General features: G+C 72.0%; 6 protein-coding genes. 1 reads left to right on the top strand and 5 read right to left on the bottom strand.

From position 1 onward, the window contains the following. From ACICHK_RS30950 to ACICHK_RS30940, 3 genes are read right to left on the bottom strand one after another with little or no spacing between them, the layout of a single operon-like run. Positions 1-5022 carry an amino acid adenylation domain-containing protein gene (locus ACICHK_RS30950; RefSeq protein WP_406839445.1) on the bottom strand — a complete coding sequence of 1674 codons (5022 nt, stop codon included), beginning with the start codon at positions 5020-5022 and terminating at the stop codon, positions 1-3. A 52-nt stretch (positions 5023-5074) separates the two neighbouring features. Then, positions 5075-8767, bottom strand: a complete 3693-nt coding sequence (locus ACICHK_RS30945; RefSeq protein ID WP_406839444.1) for an amino acid adenylation domain-containing protein — start codon at positions 8765-8767, stop codon at positions 5075-5077. Further along, positions 8754-10043, bottom strand: a complete 1290-nt coding sequence (locus tag ACICHK_RS30940) for an MFS transporter (RefSeq protein WP_406839443.1) — start codon at positions 10041-10043, stop codon at positions 8754-8756. Before ACICHK_RS30940 ends, ACICHK_RS30945 begins: the two co-directional genes overlap by 14 nt. 1739 nt (positions 10044-11782) lie before the next feature. Between ACICHK_RS30940 and ACICHK_RS30935 the strand changes: the two genes are divergently transcribed. After that, positions 11783-12247: a GreA/GreB family elongation factor gene (locus ACICHK_RS30935; RefSeq protein WP_406839442.1), complete on the top strand. Its 465-nt coding sequence runs from the start codon at positions 11783-11785 to the stop codon at positions 12245-12247. Between the two features lie 66 nt (positions 12248-12313). On the opposite strand, the gene ACICHK_RS30930 is transcribed toward ACICHK_RS30935, so the two are convergent. Both ACICHK_RS30930 and ACICHK_RS30925 read right to left on the bottom strand, forming a co-directional pair. Then, complete coding sequence (locus ACICHK_RS30930; RefSeq protein ID WP_406839441.1) at positions 12314-12592, bottom strand: hypothetical protein; 279 nt, start codon at positions 12590-12592, stop codon at positions 12314-12316. A gap of 128 nt (positions 12593-12720) precedes the next feature. Next, positions 12721-15240 carry an ATP-dependent Clp protease ATP-binding subunit gene (locus ACICHK_RS30925; protein WP_406839440.1) on the bottom strand — a complete coding sequence of 840 codons (2520 nt, stop codon included), beginning with the start codon at positions 15238-15240 and terminating at the stop codon, positions 12721-12723. Between the last annotated feature and the right edge of the window lie 130 nt (positions 15241-15370).

Below are 15370 nucleotides of genomic sequence, written 5' to 3'. Positions count from 1 at the left end.
TCAGCCCTCCAACTCGGCGGCGGACGCCCACGCCCGCGCGATCAGTTCACCGGTACCGGCGGGGTTTCCGCGCACGAAGTAGTGCCCGCCGCCCTCCAGTTCGCTAAAGCTCACGTCCTTCGCGACGCGCTCCCAGCAGCGGTACTCCTCGACGGCGTGCGCGAGGCCCTTGTCGTCGTCGGCGACGACGACCGTGAAGGGCGCCTCGATGCGCCAGTCCGGCTCCTCCTCGGTCACGCCGATGAAGTAGCGGTAGCCCCCGCACACGTCGTGCCGGAACAGGTCGCCCATGAAGGACGTGTGGCGCCGGTCGAGGCCGTCCAGCTCGCTGTAGCCGGTCTCCTCGACCATGTACGAGATGATCTGCTCGTCCGTCCAGGTCTCGATCATGTCGATCGACTCCCGCATATCCTTCGCGGGCGGCAGCAGCTTGGACCCGATGAACACGTGCCGCAGGTCGAAGCCCCGCTCCTCCAGGACACGGGCCAGCTCCACCGTGACGGCGGCGCCACCGCAGTGCCCCCACAGGATCAGCGGCAGATCGGCCTTCCGCTCGATCTCGTCCACCGTCCGCGTCACCGTCTCCAGGACGTCGGTGAACTCGCCCGGCCGGCTCGGGTCGTGGCCGGGCGGCTCCAGGCCGTACACCACGAGCGAGGGGTCGAGCTTCTCGATCTCCTCGGCGAGCGGCTTGAAGTTCACCGGGTGTCCGCAGGGGTACGGCACGCACACCACGGCCGCCCTGGCGCCCTCGGCCTTCGAGGTGAGCAGGTGCAGCAGTTCCTCCTCGGCCTCCTCGTGGTCCCGCCCCTCGACGAGGGCGGCGAGTTCGGTGAGCCGGGGGACCCGGGTCAGGTCGGAGAGCGTGACCAGGCCGTCGAGCTCCAGGACGACCCGCAGTGCCGACAGGGAGTTGCCGCCGAGCGCGAAGAAGTCGTCGTCCGCTCCGATCTCCCCGTCGGTGAGTCCGAGGACGCTCCGCCACGCCTCCCGGATCCGGGCGACGGTGGCCTCGCCGGCCGTGCCGCCGGGCACCCGCTCGACGGTGTCCGCCTCGTCGGCCCGGTCACGGCCGAGCAGCGCCAGGTCCTCGTCGGCCAGCAGCCGCCGGGCGCCGTGCGGCGCGTCGGGCTCGCTCGCCATCAGTTCGAGGACGCGGACGAAGTAGCCGCCGATGCGGTCGATCTGCTCCTCGTCGTACAGATGCGTGTGGTAGTGCAGGCAGAGCTGTACCTCGTCGTCGAAGAAGTGCCGGGAGAACTCCGTACGGAAGGGGAACTCCGTCTCCGAGTCGACCCGCATGCCGAGCAGCGAGAACTCGGGCAGCTGCTGGAGGTTCTTCAGCAGGTAGAAGTGCGTGAAGTTGAACGTCGTCTCGAACAGCGTGCGCTGGGTGGAGAGGTCCTGCTTCATCTTCGCCATCGGGTAGCGGCGGTGCGGCAGCAGGTCCAGCTCCGCGCGGTAGACCCCCCGGATCAGGTCCGCCCAGCTGCCCCCGCTCAGATCGACCTGGAACGGGACGGTGTTGAGGTGCAGGCCCAGCGTCGTCTCCGCGCCCGGCAGCTCCGGCCGGCCGCTGTGCTCGTACCCGGTCATCACCTTGTCCTGGCCCGACACGAGGCTCAGCACCTTCATGTGCGCGGCCAGCAGCACGTCCTTGAACGGCACCGAAAGGGCGTCGGCCGTCGCCTCCACGCGCTCGGTGAGCCCCGCGGGCAGCGGTACGTCCCGCAGCACGACCCGGAAGTCGTCGGTCGCCACCGCGTCCGCCTTCGGCGGGACGTCGGCGGGCATCGCGTCCTCCATCACCCCCAGCCAGAAGTCCCGTGACGCCGGCGACCGCAGCGCCTCCGTCTCCAGGCCGACGAAGTTGCGCAGGTGGTTGTCGACCGCGGGCCGCGTCGTGTCCCGGCCCTCGCGCACCTGGTGGTAGAGCTCGAAGAGCTGCGTGTGCAGCAGCGAGATCGACCAGCCGTCCAGGGCCGAGTTGTGCTGGCTGACGGTGTACCGGTACAGCTCGTCGCTCAGCACCTGGACGTGCAGGGTGACCAGGCCGCCCTCCTCCCACACGAACCGGCGGGCCTTCTCGCGCGCCAGCCAGTCCTCGTGCCAGGCCTCCTGTCCGGCCCCGTCGAGGTGACGCAGGTCGGCGACGGTCAGCGGCGGCGGGACGTCGCGGTGCACGATCTGCAGGAACTCGCCGAAGCCCGTCAGGTGGTACGTCGTCCGCAGGATCGGGTGACGCAGCGTCAACAGCCGTACGGCCTCCGTGAACGCCTCCGTGTCGAAGGCGCCCGTGATCGAGTAGCTCAGCACGTCGTGGTACTGGCCGAGACCGCCCGTGATCTCCGTCTGGAAGATCAGGCCCGCCTGGAGCATCGACAGCGGGTAGGCGTCCTCCGCGTCCGCGGGCAGCAGCGCCCGGTCCGCCTCGGAGATCAGCTCGAACGGCTGGAACGCGCCCCGCGCGGCGACGTCCTCGGCGACCGTCGCCGACTCCGCCTCCGCCGCGATCGACTCGGCGAGCAGGGCGATCGTCTGGTGCCCGAACAACTGCTGGAAGGTGAAGTCGAGCCCCGCGGCACGGGACTTGGCGAGCACCGACACGAAGTGGATCGAATTGCCGCCCAGCGCGAAGAAGTTGTCGTGCACGCCGACCCTCTCCCGGCCCAGCACGTCCTTCCAGATCTCCGCGAGGGTCCTTTCCCGCTCGTCGCGCGGGGCGACGTGCGCCGGGGCCTGCTTGCGCAGCGCCTCGGGACGGCGCAGCGCGGCCCGGTCCAGCTTGCCGTTCGGGGTCAGCGGCAGCTCGGCCACGGACACGATCCGGCCCGGCACCATGTACTCGGGCAGCGCGGCGCGCACATGGTCCTTGAGCCGTGCCTCGGACGCCTCGCCGTCGAGGACGGCGAATCCGCGCAGCGACGTCTGCCATCCGTCGTCGACGGCCACGACCGCCGCGTCCCGCACCGCGTCGTGGGCGCGCAGCCGCTCCTCGATCTCGCCGGGTTCCACGCGGAACCCGCGCACCTTCACCTGGAGGTCGACCCGGCCCAGGTAGTCGAGGGTGCCGTCGGGCAGCCAGCGCGCCCGGTCGCCCGTGCGGTACAGCCGGTCCTCGCCCGTCGCCGCGCGCACCGCCTCGCCGGAGACGAACTTCTCGGCGGTCAGCTCGGGCCGGCCCAGGTAGCCGCGTGCCACGCCCACGCCCGCGACGTGGAGTTCGCCCGGTACGCCGACCGGTGTCTGGCGCCCGTCGGCGTCGAGCACGTACAGCCTGATGTTGTCGATCGGGCGGCCGATGGGCAGCCGTGCCCGGTCGCCGAGCCCTTCGACGGGCTGGTGCGTGACGTCGACGGTCGCCTCGGTCGGCCCATACAGGTTGACCAGCCTTGCGCCGGGCAGGAGTTCGGCGAACCTGACGGCCTGCTGGGTGCCCAGGGCCTCGCCGCTGGCGAAGACCTGGCGCAGGGTGCCCGGTGCCGTGCCGTCGCCGAACCGGGCCAGGTGCCCGAGGAACATCGTCAGCATCGACGGGACGAAGTGCGTGGTGGTGACCTCGTACCGGTCCAGGGCGGCGACGAGCGCGGCCGGGTCCTTCTCCACGCCGGGCGCGGGCAGGGCGAGCGCCGCTCCGGTGAACGACCACCAGAACAGTTCCCACACCGACACGTCGAAGGAGATCGACGTCTTCTGGAGCACCACGTCGTCGGGGCCGATGGGGTACGCGCGCTGCATCCACTGGAGCCGGTTGACCGCGCTGCGGTGCTCCACCAGGACGCCCTTGGGGCGCCCGGTCGAGCCCGAGGTGTAGATGACGTAGGCCCCGTCGCCCGCGCCGGAGACCGCCTCCGGGGCCGAACCGTCCGCCGCGTACGACGCCTCGTCGTCCAGGTCGAGGCCGGGCGTGTCACCGAGGAGGGAGGCGAACCGGGCCTGGTGGAGCACGAGCCGGGCGGCGCTGTCGGAGAGCAGGTGGTCGATGCGGGCCTGCGGGTACGACGGGTCGACGGGCAGGTAGGCGCCGCCGGCCTTGAGCACGGCCAGGATCGCCGTGATCATCTCGGGCGACCGCTCGGCGACCAGCGCCACGATCGAGTCCCGGCCGACCCCGCGCTCCCGCAGGGTGTTGGCCAACCGGTTGGAGAGAGTGTCCAGTTCGGCGTACGTCACCGTCCGGTCGTCGCTCAGCAGGGCGGGTGCGTCCGGGGTGCGGGCGGCCTGCGCGGCGAACAGGCCGTGCAGGGTGGCCTCCGTGTCGAAGGGGTGCTCGGTCGCGTTGGCCGCGGCGACGACGGCCTCGTCCTCGGCGGTCCGCAGGTCGATCCCGCCCACGGGCGTGTCGGGCGAGGCGGCGGCCCGCTCCAGGAGCAGGGCGTAGTGCGCTCCGATGCGCTCGGCCGTCGCCGCGGCGTAGCGGGCGGTGTCGTAGGCGAGCGTCACGACCAGTTCCGCGGCGTCACGGGAGACCGTGAGGCGGACGCCGTCGCCGGAGGTGTCGGGGACGTCGTGGAAACCGTCGAGCGTCACCGCGGTGGCGAAGGCGTCGGCGTGGCCCAGCTCGGCGGCCAGGGCGGCCACCGCGCAGTCCTGGTGCTCCTCCGCCTCGCGGACGGAGGCGGCCACCCGGCCCAGCAGCTCCCGCAGGGAACCGCCGGTCCCGACGCGCAGCGGCAGCGGGCCGCCCGCGAACCCGGGCGCGGCACCGCGCGTCGGCTGGGCTATCACCGCCTCCTCCTCGCCGGTGTACCGGCCGACCAGGGCCGCGAGGACGGAGGTGAGGACGATGGAGAGCATCTCCGGCCGGTCGCGGCTGATCCGGTCGAGCCGCTCGGTGAGCGCCGTACCGAGGCGTACGGCGTGGGTGCCGTGCTCCGGGCGTGCCCGCCCGTCCTCGGCCGGGCGGGGACGGAAGTCGGCCGGGAAGCCGGGCACCTGGGTGAGCGAGGCCAACCGGGATCGCCAGTGAGCGGCCTGCGGGGTCGGATCGGAGTGGTTGACCTCAGGGTCGAGCAGTGGCATGGGTTTCTCCTGCACTGAGCTGTGAACCGTCGGTGGTGGTGTCCGTGAACCGTCAGAAGTCGAAGTCGAGATCGAGAACGGGACCGGGCGTCGGCGCCGGGGTCTCCGGCGCGCGGACGAGTGCGGGCAAGAGGGTGCCGAGCGTGGCCGAGGGGTCGGCGGCGACCGCGTCCAGCAGACGGACGAAGTCGTCCCGCCAGGCGCCGACGGTGTCCCGGCGCAGCAGCCCGGAGGCGTACCGCCAGGCCACGCGCAGCGAGCCGGCGACCTCGTGGACCTGCAGGTCGAGGTCGAACACGGCCTGTCCGGTCTGTTCCAGGCGCAGGGGGACCCTGGCGCCCTGGAAGTCAACCGCGAGGTAGCGCCCGCTGTGCAGCGCGACGAGCGCGTCGAAGAGCGGGGTGCGGCTGTAGTCGCGCACCGGTGCCGCCCGGGCGACCAGGTCCTCGAAGGGGAAGTCCTGGTGCGCGAAGGCGTCCTCGGCGGTGTCGGCGAGGCGGCGCAGGAAGGTGCCGAAGGGCAGGTCCGGTTCGGCGGTGCCGCGCAGGACCACCGTGTTGGCGAACATGCCCACCGTGCGGTGGAGTCCGGGGGCCGTACGGCCCGAGACGGGCGTGCCGACGGTGACGTCCCTGGTGCCCTTGAGGGCGGCGAGCAGCGCACCGTAGGCGGAGGCGAGGACGGCGAAGAGCGTGACCTCGTGTTCCCGGGCCAGCCGGCGCAGCCCGGCGGTGAGTTCGGTGCCGATCTCGAACTCGACCACGTCGCCGTCGAGTTCGCGCAGGGCGGGCCGTGCGGTGTCCGTCGGCAGGTCCGTCCGGTCGATGGGCGCCGCGAGGACCTTCTGCCAGTGGGGCTCCTGGGCCGCCCGCAGGGCGGTACCGGCCGGGCCGGTCAGCCACACCGCGTAGTCCCGGTAGCGGGGTGTCGGCGGCCGGGGGGATCGACCCGCGTAGAGTGCGGCCAGATCCTCCAGGAGCGGTGCGAGCGAGAACCCGTCCACCACGATGTGGTGCAGGTCCATGCGCAGGGTCACCCCGGTCGGGGTGCGGTGCACGTCCGCCCGCCACAGCGGGGCGCGCTCCAGGTCGAAGGGGCGCACGAACTCCTCGACTGGGCCGGGGGGTTCGTCCAGCACCCGTACCTCGGCGTCGATGCCCGGCTCCACGCGCTGGCGTACCTCGCCGCCCTCGACGACGAAGCGGGTGCGCAGCGCCTCGTGGCACTCGGCCAGCCCGGACAGGGCCCGAGCGAGCCGCTCGGGGTCCGTGTCGGCGGGCAGGTCGAGAGCGAGCGGCACGTTGTAGTGCACCGCGCGGGGGTTCTTGGCCTGCTCGAAGTAGAGCTGGCGCTGTTGCGGGGTGAGCGGGTAGGTCTCCCGCTCGGGCGCGGCGGGGACGAGGTGGCCGGGGCCGGGGCCGGCCTCCCGCAGCAGTTCCACGAGCCGGGCGGCCGTACCGGCGCGCAGGACGGCGCTGACCGGGACGTGCCGGCCGAGACGTTCCTGCAGGCCCACCGCGATCAGGGTCGCCGTGAGCGAGTCCGCGCCGAGGTCCCGCAGGTCGTGGTGGACGCCGATGCCGCTGATCCCGAGGGCCCGTTCGGCGAGTTCGACCACCGTCCGCTCGGCCTCGGTCGCGGGAGCGACGTGGTCCGCCCGTGCCAGCAGGTGCGCGCCGTCGGGGTCGGGCAGCCGGGACCTGTCCACCTTGCCGCTGTGGTTGAGCGGCAGCGCGGGCAGCGGCACGAGGTACGACGGGACCATGTGCCCCGGCAGCTCCGCCGCGAGCAGGTCCCGCAGGTCACGGGGCTCCGGCGGGCGCGGTCCTGCGTAGTAGCCGCACAGGTGCTTGTCGCCCTTGCCCGGCCGGGACCGCGCCACGACGATGGCCTCGGCCACGTCGGGGTGGGCGAGCATGGCCGCCTCCACCTCGGCGGGTTCGACCCGGAAGCCGCGTACCTTGACCTGGAGGTCGCGCCGGCCCAGGAACTCGATCACGCCGTCGGGCCGCCAGCGCGCCAGGTCGCCGCTGCGGTAGAGCCGGGCCCCCTCGGGACCGAAGGGATCGGTCACGAAGCGTTCGGCCGTCAGCTCCGGACGCCCCAGGTAGCCCCGGGCGACCCCGGCTCCGCCGAGGCAGAGCTCGCCGGGCACCCCGACGGGGCACGGGCGCCCCCGCTCGTCCAGGACGTACGCGGTGGAGTTGGCGATCGGGCGCCCGATCGGGATGCGTCCGAGGTCGGACCGGTCCAGCCGGTGCGTCACGGAGAACGTGGTGTTCTCCGTCGGGCCGTAGCCGTTGACCAGGGTCACCCCGGGGCAGGCGTCCATCACCTTCCCGATGTGCGCGGACGACAGGGCGTCCCCGCCCACCACCAGTTCGCGCAGCGGGCGGAAGATGCTCGCGTCCTGCTCCACCAGCTGGTTGAACAGGGGCGAGGTGAGCCACATCGTGGTGATGCGGTGCTCGGCCAGCTCCCGTCCGAGCGAGGCCGCGTCGAGCACGGTGTCGCCGTCCACGAGGCGCAGGGAACCGCCGTTGAGCAGGGCGCCCCACATCTCGAAGGTGTTCGCGTCGAAGGCGATCGAACCCGTGGGCAGGATCCTGACGTCCGGCCCGAAGCGCACGTAGTCCGCGCCCTTCACCAGCCGCACCACGTTGCGGTGGACGACCTCGACGCCCTTGGGCTTCCCGGTGGTGCCCGAGGTGTAGCACACGTAGGCGAGGTCGTGGGCGGCCACCGGGACGGCGACCGGGCCGGGGGCGGCGCTCTCGTCCGCCGCCTCCGGCGCGGGGGCGAGGACCGTCCCCGCGAACGCGAGGTCCGCCGGCAGGTCGCCGGTCGCGACCAGGACGCGCACGGAGGAGTCCGCGAGCAGCCAGGCGGTGCGTTCGGCCGGATGGTCGGGCTCCAGCGGGAGGTAGGCGCAGCCCGCCTTGAGGACGGCCAGGGCGCCGACCACGAAGTCGGGGGTGCGCCCGGTGCGCAGCGCCACCCGGTCACCGGGGGTCGCCCCGGCAGCCACGACGCGTCGCGCCAGTTCGTCCGACAGCAGATCCAGTTGACGGTACGTCAGCTGTTCGTCGCGCCAGTCGACGGCCACGGCCCCCGGGGTCAGCCGGGCCTGTTCCGCGAACAGGCCGTGGATCGTGGCCGTGTCGGGATAGGGGCGCGCGGTGTCGTTGAAGGAGCCGACGACCCGGTCCCGCTCGCCCTCGGCGAGCAGCCCCACGTCCCCGGTGCGGGCCGTCGGACATCCGGTCAGGAAGTCTCGGATCAGCCGGAGTTGTCCGGCCAGCCGGGCCGCCGTGGCGTCCTCGAAGAGCGAGGCGCGGTACCCGAGGAGCAGGTCCTCGCCGTCGCGCGTCAGGAACAGCTCGCAGGGCCCGTCGGGCACGGGGCCCGGGGTGTCCGCGTACCGCACGGCCGTGCCGGTGGACGGTCCTTGCGGACGCGCCTGTTCCGTCCTGGCGAGCAGGGCGGCGACGGGCTCGTCCGGGTGCACGGTCAGGGTCAGCGAACCCGTGCGGTGCCCGGCCGTGCCGACGTCGAGGAGCAGGCGGAGCTGTCCGGTGTGCCGGTGCAGCAGGACGGCGAGGGCCGCGAGGGCCGTCGGTCCGCCCGCGCCCGGAACGCGCAGGGTGCGAAGGGCGCCGGACGCGGCCTCCCGGGTGCGGGGACGGTCGGTGACCAGGAGTACGGCGTCACCGTCCTCGCCGGCCCGGGGATCAGGAAGTGGCATGGACGGCATCGGAGTCGAGGTCGGAGCCCCGCCGGGCGCGCTGGTCATCGGCCGCTGTCACCCCCAGCCGGAACGGGGTGCGGAGGAAGAGCAGGACGGTGAGCACGCCGGGAGCCGCGGCGAGTGCGGCGACCACCAGGATGAGGGCGCTGTAGTGACTGTCGTCCAGGAGGAAACCGCCGAGCGCGGAACCGGCGGGCAGGGAACCGGCCATCACCGTGCGCATCAGCGTCATGGCCCGGCCGCGCATCGCGTTGGGCACCCGGGTCATGCGGACCACGCCGCCGAGCACCGTCATCGGCGCGGAGAGGATGCCGTTCAGCGCGAGACCGAGCAGGATCCACGGCAGCGCGCTCGGCAGGAGCAGGAACAGCACGGCGCCGGAGAGGAGCTGGAGCACGCCGATGCGGAGCATCTGCCGCTCGGAGGTCTTCACCGCGCCCGAGACGAGGGAGCCGATGAGCTCGCCCGCCGCCATGACGGCCAGCATCAGGCCGAGGATGCCGGGGCCGCTGTCGAACTCGAACTTCGCGAGCCAGGGAAGGGCCACGATCAGTGCGCCCGCCGAGACGTTGAAGGCGCCGAAGGACAGCGTGAGCACGAGGAGGAAGCGGTCGCGCACGATGAGCCGGAACACCGGGGCCCAGCCGGGCCTGGCTTCCTGGGCGTCGGACGCCGCCACCGGTTCGGGCCGGCCCATGGGGGCCTTGATGCGGCTGATCAGGAAGGCGAAGACCAGGTAGGTCACGGAGTCCAGGACGAGCACGTAGGGTGCGCCGAAGGCAGCGATCAGGGCCGCGCCGATGGCCGGGCCGACGACGTTGGCGGCGCCCATCGCCGTGGACTCCAGCCCCGAGGCCGCCTGGAGCTTGTCCTCGGGCACCAGCTCGGGCAGCACCGCGGGGGTGCCCGCCAGCGGGATGATCTTGAGCAGCCCGTAGATCAGCGCCACTCCGTACAGGTTCCAGGTCTGGAGCGCGTCCATCGCCGCGAGCAGGGGGATCAGGGCGACGACGAAACCGCGGAACACCGAGTCGTAGATGAAGAGCTTGCGCCGGGAGAACCGGTCGAGCAGTGGTCCGACGACGGCCCCGCCCAGGATCACCGGGAGGGTGAGACACACGCCGAGGACGCCGAGCCCGGCGGCCCCCGCCTTCTCCAGCGTGATCCACGCGAGGGCGGCATAGGTGGCGCCGTCCCCGAGAAGATTCAGGACGAGGGCCGACCAGAGCAGTCGGTAGTCACCGATGCGCAGGATGGCCAAATATGCTTTCACGTTCCACACCGTTCAGTAGGCCGAAAATGGCAGGCGAAGGAAGCGGACGGCGTGCGGAGCACGCCGAGGACCGCTTCGGGTGTGCAATGGAAAAGCGCCTTCTCAGGCCTGTCGTCGGGTTCGACGACCACACCGAGAAACAGCAGAGAAACTGGCGCCAGAATGATTGATCTGCGCATTCGCGCATGATCCGGCAATGAATACCGGAAACCCCCGTACACGTTCCCCCAGGAAGTGCCCCCCACCTCTCTCCTGCCGCTGTCAGAGGCGGCAGGGTTTTCCGTCGCTTTTTCTAACACCCCGCCCGAGGAGCGTCAAGCATGGTTTACGAGGCGTTCCAACTGGCCGGATCTTTACCTGAGAGCCGCTCGAACACCCGTCGTGAACTGGCCATTGTTGCCGGAAAATGCTGCAGCCGAGGCTTCCGAGGCGGCGCATGTACTGAACTACGAGGCGAAATCGGGCACCCTGGCACATGGCGATTCCAAGCCGTCGGCCGCCCGAAAGAGGGAGAGTCGGCCTTTCGCCCGGCAGCCGGTTCGGCCGGCCTGCCGAGTCCCGATTCCCATCGCCGATCGACGCAGGATGCGCACCTGTCGAACCGGCTCGCCGGGCAATGACCGGGCAGTGTCCGCGAGTATCCGTCGCGATCGCCCGGCAGTCAGGACGCCCGGCCGGAAAAACAGTCGCCGCCACTGCCGGAAAAACAGCCGGAAGGGCTTTTGCGGCGAGCGCCTCCGGATTTTTTCGATCTTCACGCTGTCGCGTGCGCGAAGGGTGAGGCGGGCGTTTTCCCCTCGGTGGGGCCGATGCTTTTCCGTGACGGTGCCGCGCTCCGCCCCCTCGGGCCCGGAGCGCCCCGACGGGCACGGAGGGAAGGGGCGCCGCGGCGGAGGACCACGGAGCGGCGGCGCGCGGCGGCCGGCGGGCACGGCCGGGGCGGCGCGCGGCCGCCGACGGCCGGCACCGACCATGACGTCCGTTTATCGGTTCTCCGTGTCCGCACGGAGCACGGACGCGTACCGCCCGCGCGCTCCCGGCCGGGCGGTCGGCGGACGGGCGCCCCGCCCCGGCGCGCGGCCCGGCCCATGATCACGCACGAGGGCGCCGACCGGACGAGGAGCGCCGCCACTTCGCCACCCTGCGTGAGGAAGGGACGCGCGTACGGGCCGGACCGGCGGCCGGGGCGGGCGTGCGACGGCGTTTGCGTTTCCCGAAGCGGTAAGCGCCCTCGGCGGCGTTCCGTCCGGCCGGCGGGCATGCGCGCGGAGGGCGGCGGCGGTCGACGCGGTCATCGCCCGCGGCCGTCCGGGCCGGGAGCACACGCCTCGGGGCGGGGGAGGGACACCGGGCCCGATCGGCGTAGCGGGGGTACGCGCGACGACGGGGGAACGCGTCCGTCACGGGTGGCCGCTTCCCGGAACGGCCGCCCGGCGGCACCCGGCCGCTTCGGCGCGCCGGGTGCCGCCGGGCGGCCGGGAATCGTCAGACGGCCCTCAGCACTGGGGGCGCCGGCCGTGGTTCGCGGCGTGCTTGCGGCGGCTCTTCTTCTTCCGGCGTCGCTTCGAGGACATGGGACCTCCCTCACTCGCAGGACGGCGCGAAGCGTCCTGAACTCCGGCGACCCACGATTCCATACATCACATTCCCCCGCGATCCGACCCGTTGATGCACATAAGCACACGGATATGCTGATACCGCTCCCCTCCGACCCGCCTTCCGCACACCGAGGAGTAGGCATGTCCAGCGAACCAGCACCGATCAGCGAGGCTGCCCGGCAGGCACTGGAGCAGGAACTCGCCGACCTCCGCACCGAACGCGAAACGGTCGCGGCGTCCCTGCGGGACTCCGACGCCCAGGTGGGCGACCAGGCCGACGCGGCGGACGAGTTGCAGCGCGCCGACACCCTGCGGCGTCTGGACGACCGGATCTCCCGGATCACCACGCGGCTCGACCGGGCGGACGTGGCGGGTCCGCCGCCCACCGACACGGTCGGCGTGGGCAGCACGGTCACCGTCCGGTTCTCGGACGGCACGACGGACACCGTTCAGATCGGCGAGGGCGCCGCGGCGCTGGACCGGACGCTCGTCACGGCCGACAGTCCGTTCGGACGCGCCCTCCTCGGGCACCGGGCGGGAGACACCGTGAGTTTCCAGGCACCCGAGGGACCCCGGAGCGCGGTCGTGGTCTCCCTGGGCCGTTAGCGCCTGTCTGCAGCGGCCCGCCCGTCCCGCGTCCCGGGGTCCTACGGTCCTTTCCCCGCGGTGAGTTCAGTCCCCGTAACTGGAGGGCGGATAGGGAGCCCGGGTCCGCCGGGTGAAGTTGCCCGTCGGGATCCGGCCCGCACCCACCTCCAGATCGATCTCCACGCGCTCCCGCCGGTAATCGGCCTCGGGGTCGTCCATGGGACCGCCGAGCAGACCGGCCTCGCGCCGCGCGCGGACCGTACGCGCGTGGAGCTCCTCGTCGTCGTACCGCAGGGGCATGCCCCTGTTGTGGGCGTGCTCCGGATCTCCTTCGACAGCCCGGTTGGACTTGTGGTGCGTCATGCGCAGCCTCCTCAAACCACTACCCGGCGTTCACGCGCCCGGGTACGTCTTCGGTGTCAGGAGTCCTCCGTCCCGTCCTTCGTCGTGAGTTGACCACTCGTTCCGCGGGTCGCGGCGGGACCTCCGCCTCACCACGCCGCCTCGGCGCCGTCGTCCGCGACGACGCCCGAGACGCCCTTGCGCACGGTGCAGTGCACGGAACCGTCCCGGTCGTCGGCGACGATCGTGTCGCCGGGTTCGGCCTCGCCGCCGAGCAGGAGCTCCGCGATGCCGTTGTCGAGTTCCGTCTGGATCGTGCGCCGCAACGGGCGGGCGCCGAACTCCGGTTGATGACCATGCGCGACCAGCAGCTTCCTGGCCGCATCCGTCACCTCCAGCTTCATGCCCTGCGCGTGCACCCGGCGTTCGCTCCGCCCGATGAGATGCCCGACGATCTGCGCCAGGTCGTCCTCCTTCAGGCCGTGGAAGATGATGATGTCGTCGATGCGGTTGAGGAACTCGGGCAGGAACCGGGTCCGCAGCTCGGCCGTCAACGCGTCCTTGAGATCGGACACATCGCCCTTGTGGTCCAGGATCCGGTGCGCGCCGATGTTGGACGTCATGATCACGACGCAGTGCCTGAAGTCGACGGTGCGGCCCTGGCCGTCCGTCAGGCGCCCGTCGTCGAGGATCTGGAGCAGCGTGTTGAAGACATCGGGGTGCGCCTTCTCCACCTCGTCGAACAGGACGACGCTGTACGGCTGTCTGCGGACCTTCTCGGTCAACTGCCCCGCCTCGTCGTACCCGACGTATCCCGGAGGCGCGCCGACGAGACGGGCGACCGTGTGCTTCTCCTGGAACTCGCTCATGTCGAAGCGGACCATGCGGCTCTCCTCGCCGAACAGCTGCTCGGCGAGGGTCTTGGCCAGCTCCGTCTTGCCCACGCCGGTGGGGCCGAGGAAGAGGAAGGAGCCCACCGGACGGTTCGGATCGCCCATGCCCGCCCGGTTGCGCCGTACGGCCCGCGAGACGGCGGTGACCGCTTCGTCCTGGCCGACGATCCGGGAGTGCATCTCTTCCTCCAGCCTCAGGAGCTTCTCCTTCTCGCTGGCGGTGAGTTGGGACACCGGGATGCCGGTGCGCCGGGAGACGACGTCCGCGATGTCACGGGCGGTCACGGAGACGACACCGGCGCGCCGCTCCTCGATGCCCGCGAGCTCGCCCTCCGCCTCGGCGATCTGCCCCTTCAGCCCTCCCGCCCGCTCGAAGTCCTCCGCGGCCACGGCCTGATCGCGTTCACGGCGCAGTTTCGCGATGCGGTCCTCGCGTTCGGCGACCTCGGTCGACCGGCTCGCGCTGCGCAGCCGCACCCGGGCGCCCGCCTGGTCCATCACGTCGATCGCCTTGTCGGGCAGGAACCGGTCGCTGATGTAGCGGTCGGACAGTTCCGCCGCCGCGGCCAGGGCGCCGTCGGCGAAGCGGACCTGGTGGTGCGCCTCGTACGCGTCCCGCAGGCCCTCCAGGATCTGCACGGTCTCCTCGACCGACGGCTCGGGGACCAGCACCGGCTGGAAGCGGCGTTCGAGGGCGGCGTCCTTCTCGACGTACTTGCGGTACTCGTCGATGGTCGTCGCACCCACCACGTGCAGCTCCCCGCGGGCCAGCGCGGGTTTGAGCATGTTGCCCGCGTCCATCGAGCCCTCGCCGGTCGCGCCCGCGCCGACGACCGTGTGCAGTTCGTCGATGAAGAGGACGATCTCCCCGTCCGAGGCCCGGACGTCCTCGATGACCTTCTTCAGCCGCTCCTCGAACTGTCCGCGGTACTGGGCCCCCGCCACCATGCCGGACAGGTCGAGCGAGACGACGCGCTTGCCCTTGAGGGTGTCCGGGACGTCGCCGGAGACGATGCGCTGCGCCAGTCCTTCGACGATCGCGGTCTTGCCGACACCCGGCTCGCCGATGAGCACGGGGTTGTTCTTGGAGCGCCGCGAGAGGATCTCGACGGTCTGCTCGATCTGCTCGGCGCGTCCGACGACCGGGTCGAGCCGGCCGGCCTTCGCCTCCTCCGTCAGGTCCCGGCCGAACTCGTCGAGGGTCGTGGCGGGCTTGTCGGGCTCGGCGGGACGGCTCTCGGGGCGGGCCGTCCGTTCCGTGAGGCCCGCCAGTTTCTGCGCGTCCTGCCCGTCGGCGCGCAGCAGCCGGGCGGCGCCCGCGTCGGCGTCGCCCAGCAGGGCTGCGAGGATGTGCTCGGGGCCGATGTAGGACACCCCGGCCGCCTGCGAGCGGGCGTACGCGGCGGCGAGGGTGCGCTTGGCCGCCGGGGTCAGACCGGGTTCGGAGGACGGTTCGCTGCTCTCGCGGGGAAGGACCTCGGCCAGCCGGTCCGCGAGGTCGTCGGGGTCCAGGTCGGCGCGGGCCAGCAGCGAGCGCGAGGGTTCCACCTTCGTGGCGGCCCACAGCAGGTGCTCCGTGTCGAGGTCCGGCGTCCCGTCCTGCTGGGCCCGCTGCGCGGCCAGGTTCAGGAGTTCCTGCGAGGACTCCGTCAGCAGCCGTCCGATGGGCACCCGCTGCACCGCCGGCGGGGAGGAGGCGGGCGACATCCCGAAGAAGCGGTTCAGCAGTTCACCGAAGGGGTCGGACGAGCCGAATCCGTACGACGACATCGACATGGACAGCTCCCGGTGCGGCGATGAGTACTTTCCACCATTTCGCGGCGCCTATTGCTCCGCAACTGGAGGGGCATCCCTTGCACAACGGCCCTGGCCTGCGGTTTTCCTCCCGAAGAGGGAGCAACTCGTC

The organism is Streptomyces sp. AHU1 (assembly GCF_045343905.1).
Taxonomy (GTDB): Bacteria; Actinomycetota; Actinomycetes; order Streptomycetales; family Streptomycetaceae; genus Streptomyces; species Streptomyces triticiradicis.
Note: the sequence above shows the minus strand (reverse complement) of the source record. Positions and strands in the feature narration are given on the sequence as shown.